The 5,091-nt window shown below is 65.6% G+C and carries 1 protein-coding gene; it reads right to left on the reverse strand.

Annotated elements, in window-relative coordinates:
- On the reverse strand, positions 1–5,091 hold a 5,091-nt coding region (locus M5B96_RS32070), incomplete at both ends, for a non-ribosomal peptide synthetase (protein WP_248801151.1).

Consider the following 5,091-nt stretch of genomic DNA (forward strand, 5'->3'; position numbering starts at 1 on the left):
CGCTTCAAAGAGACCATGCAAGGTCAGATCCGGCGGATAGTCGACGGCGGTGGCATTGAAGGCTTCCAGCAACTGCCGACGTTCAACCTCCGGCAGCACCGGCAAGTCCTGCAACAGCGCCTGGGGCGTCTGCTCCAGGGCATCGACCAGACTGAGCAAGGCCCGCTGCATATAGGCGCAGATTCGTTCGGCCGCGATCAGCGGGACAGTCTGGGCGGTCAACAGGAAGTCTTCGCCCTGATCGTCGACGTTGAGGGTCAGCGGATAGTTGGTGCGTTCCTCACCGCCCAGGGCCTGCATGCCGTGCCAGGCCGTCAGCGCCTCGTCGGTCACGACAACGCTGCTGTGGCGATAGTTGAGCAAGGCACTGAACAACGGCAGCGGCGCGCTGACGCCGCTGCAACGCTGGGCCAGCGCCAGGGACGCATGCTCATGGCCGAGCAACGCGGTCAGTTCGGCGTGGGTGGTCTTGACCCCTTCCCGTGCACTGCAAGCGCCGAGCACCACCCGCAGCGGCAAGGTATTGATAAACATGCCGAGGGCACGGTCGGCGCCATCACCGCCCTGCATCCGGCCCATCAGCACCGTGCCGAACACCACGTCATCGCGGGCCGAAACCCGACCCAGCACCTGTGCCCAGGCCAGATGCACCAGGCTCGCGGCGCTCACGCCCAGTTGGCGGGCCTGGGCCCGCAATCGGCGCCCCAGCGCAACCCCCACGGCCAGGCGGGCTTCATCGATACCTTGAACCTCGACCTGCGGCAAACCGAACGGCAGGGTCGGTTCGTCGACAGCGCCGAGCCGTTCGCGGAAGAAGCGCTCGTGCTCCTCCTCGCTCACGCCCAGGCGAGCCTGGGCCACATAGTTGCGATAGGGGACCGGCGCGCCCAGTTGCGCCTGCTGCCCCAGCAGACAGGCCTGCATCTCATGCTGCACCACATCCATCGCAGTGTGGTCCATGGCCAGATGATGGAACAACAGCAAGGCCAGCCAGCGCTGGTTCTCCGCGTCCCAGGCCTGGACCAGACGCAGCATCGGCGCCTGACGAATATCCAGGCGATAGTGCCGCGAGTCGAAACGCTGGTGCAGTTGGCTCGCAACGGCACCACCTTGCGGGTCCGGCTCCAGGCTTTCACGTACCAGTTGCGCCTGACGCCTGACCACCTGCACCGGCTCGTCAAGACCTTCCCAGGCCAGCGCGGTACGCAGGATGTCATGACGCTGGATCACGAACTGCAAGGCCCCGGCGAACTCTTCCAGGCGTTCCCGGCTGTCGAAGGCGAACTGCGATTGCAGCACGTAGGGGTCGCCCTGTTCGGCGCTGAGGTGGTGATAGAGGATGCCCGCCTGCAACGGCGCCAGGGCATAGATGTCCTGGACGTTGGCAACGCCACCCGGCACCGTGGCCACGATCCGCTCGATGGCGGCCTGGTCGAGGTTCGCCAGCGGCAACAGTTCAGGGGTGATACGCGAACAATCGAGGCCGATGAGATTGGCCGGCACGCGGATTTCCCGGCCACTGCCCACCGCAGCGGCCAGTGCGGCCAGGGTCGGCCGGCTGAACAGCACCCGCACATCGGCGCTCAGCCCCACCTGGCGCATGCGCTCTATCAGCGTCACCGCCAGCAGCGAATGGCCGCCCAATTCGAAGAAGTGGTCATGTCGACCCACTTGCTCGACCTTGAGCAGTTCGGCCCACAACTGCGCCAGCAGGCTTTCGGTTTCCCCTTCGGGCGCCTCGTAGCCACGGCTGATCAGCGCCCGCTCGTCCGGCGCCGGTAGCGCCTTGCGATCCAGCTTGCCGTTGGCCGTCAGCGGCAGGCGCTCAAGGCGCACATAGGCCATGGGCACCATGTATTCCGGCAACTGCGCATGTAAATGAGCACGCAGTGTGTCAATCCGCTCCACCGCCCCGGCAAAGGCCGGGGTGAAATAGGCCACCAGGCGCTTGTCGCCGGGGATTTCCTGGCGGCACAGCACCACGGCTTCCTTGACCTCGGGATGTTCGGCCAGGCGCGCTTCGATCTCGCCCAGTTCGACCCGGAAGCCACGAATCTTAACCTGGTCGTCGTTGCGCCCCAGGTATTCCAGATTGCCATCGGCACGCCAGCGCGCCAGGTCGCCGGTGCGGTACAAACGCGCCTGCGGGTCGCTGTCGAAGGGATCGGCGACAAATTTTTCCCGGGTCAACTCATCCCGGTTCAGATACCCCTTGGCCACCCCCAGGCCACCGATATACAGCTCACCGATCACGCCCAGCGGCACGGGCTGCGCCTGGGCATCGAGCACATAGAGACGACCGTTGCCCACCGGCCGGCCAATCGGCAGGCTGCCGCTGTCTGCCCTGGTGATTTCATAAGTCGCGGAGAAAGTCGTGGCTTCGGTCGGACCGTAGCCATTGAGCAGGTGCTCCGGAGCCGCATTGGCCAAGACCCGCGCGATCACCGCCGGGTCCAGCACATCGCCACCGACAATCAGGTAGCGCAGGCGCGAGAACGCATCGCCCAGGCCCGCGGCGTATTGATGGAACAGGCCGGCGGTCATCCACAGTACCGTCACCGCCTGTTCCAGCAACAGGCGCTGGAAGTTTTCCGGGGAGAGCAAGTCGGCCTGGCCGATCACCACCACGCAGCCGCCATTGAGCAGCGGCGCCCAGACGTCAAGGGTACTGGCGTCGAACGCCGGGTTGGAGGCAAACGCCACCCGGTCCCGGGCATTGAACTCGGCATAACCGTTGTTGATCACCAGGCGACTGATGGCCCGATGCGGCACCAGCACACCCTTGGGCGTGCCGGTGGAACCGGAGGTGTACATGATGTAGGCCACGCTTTCGCTGGACTGCGGCATCGCCAGGTCATCGCTGTCCAGGCGCTCCAGGCTCAGTTGATCGAGGTCAACGCGTTGCACGCGGGTATCCAGCGGTACCTGGCTACGGGTCAGCAGGACCCGTGCCTGGCTGTCCTCGATCATAAAGCCCTGGCGCTCAAGCGGGGCGTTGATATCCAGCGGCACATAGACCGCGCCACACTTGAGCGCCGCCAGTTGGCTGAGCAGCAACTCATGGGAGCGCTCCAGCAGGATCGCCACGCTGTCGCCCGGTTGCACACCGAGACCGCGCAGATGCCGGGCCAGACGGTTGGCCCGGGTATTGAGTTCGGCGTAGGTCAACGACACGCCATCGTGGATCGCCGCACAAGCCTCGGGCCGCGCCCGCACCTGGGCTTCGAACAGCCCATGGACGGTTTGCGCCCGCGGGTAATCGCGAGCGCTGGCATTGAACCCCAGCAACAGTTGCTCGCGCTCGGCGGCGGGCAGGATCGACAGCTGCGCCAACGGCAAGGCCGGCGTTTTTTCCAGGGCCTCGACCAGGCTTTCCAGGGCCCGGAGCATATAGCCGCAGACCCGTTGCGCCCCGGTCCCGGCCAGGGTGCCGACATGCAGGGAGAAGTCTTCGCCCAGATCGTCCACCGAGAGGGTCAGCGGGTAGTTGGTGCGCTCTTCGCCACCGAGCATCTCGATGCCGTTCCAGGCCGGCAGGTCCGCGCTACCACTGGCCAAGTGCCGATAGTTCAGCAACGCGCTGAACAACGGGGTCGGCGCCGCCACGCCGCTGCAACGTTGCGCCAGGGTCAGCGGGGCATGTTCGTGACCGAGCAAGGCGGTGAGTCGCGAGTGGGTGGCCTTGAGTCCTTCGCGCACACCCAACCCGGCCACCGCCACACGCAACGGCAAGGTATTGATAAACATCCCCAGCGCACGGTCGGCGCCCTCGCCGCCTTGCAGGCGACCGAGCAGGACGGTGCCGAAGACCACTTCGTCCTTGCCCGAGACAGCACCGAGCACCCGGGCCCAGGCCAGATGGCAAAGGCTGGCGGCACTGACGCCCAACTGCCGCGCCTGGTTCCGCAGGCGGCGGCTGAGGCCACTGTCCACGGCACAGCGGGCCTCTTCGATATCCCGGCCATCGCCCTGTACATCCTGCAGGCCGAAGGGCAAGGTCGGGTCGTCGATATCGCCGAGCATCTCGCGGAAGAACTGCTCGTGCTCGGTCTGGCTCACGCCCAGACGCGATTGGGCCACATAGTTGCGGTACGGGATCGAGGCCGGCAGCTGCGCCTGGCGATCCTGCATATGCGCTTCGATTTCCGCCACCAGCGCCCCCAGGGAGGTGGCGTCGTTGACCAGATGATGGTACTGCAAGAGGCCGATCCAGCGTCGGCTGGACTGATCCTGTCCATAGTCCAGGCGCAGCATCGGGGCCTGGCGGATATCCAGACGGGTCTGCGGCGAGTCGAGGCACCCGCGCAGTTGTTTGGCGATATCGCCGGCAAGCGGCTTCGGCGACACTTCATTCAGCACCAGGGTCGCCTGGCGCCAGACCACTTGCAGCGGCGCGTCGAGACCTTCCCAGACCACAGCGGTGCGCAGGATATCGTGGCGTTCAATCACCCCTTGCAATGCCTGGGCGAAGGCGTCGAGCCTATCGCGGCTGTCGAAGGCGAACAGTGCGTGTTGCAGATACGGATCTACATGATCCACGGCCAGGAGATGGTGATAGAGGATGCCTTCCTGCAACGGCGCCAGCGGATAGATATCCTGCACGTTCGCCGCACCGCCGGGCACTTTTGCCACAACTCGGTCGATAGCGGCTTGGTCGAGATTGACCAGGGGCAGCATGTCCGGGGTGATGTGCGCGCAAGGGGTCGGAATGGCATTGACCGGAACGACGATTTCCCGCCCACCGCCCACCGCAGCGGCCAGGGCCGCCAGGGTCGGTTGACTGAACAGCACGCGGACATCAGCGCCCAGGCCGGCCTGACGCATACGTTCGATCAGGCTGACGGCCAGCAACGAATGGCCGCCCAGGTCGAAGAAGTGATCGTGGCGCCCGACCCGCTCGACGCTGAGCAGTTGCATCCAGATCCGTGCCAGGGTGGTTTCGGTTTCGCCCTGGGGCGCTTCATAACCACGGCGGATCAGCGCATCGCTGTCCGGGGCCGGCAGGGCCTTGCGGTCGAGTTTGCCGTTCGGGGTCAGCGGCATGGCCTCCAGCATCACGTAGATGGCGGGAACCATGTACTCCGGCAACTG

The sequence above is a fragment of the Pseudomonas sp. MWU13-2105 genome, from assembly GCF_023242315.1.
Taxonomy (GTDB): domain Bacteria; phylum Pseudomonadota; class Gammaproteobacteria; order Pseudomonadales; family Pseudomonadaceae; genus Aquipseudomonas.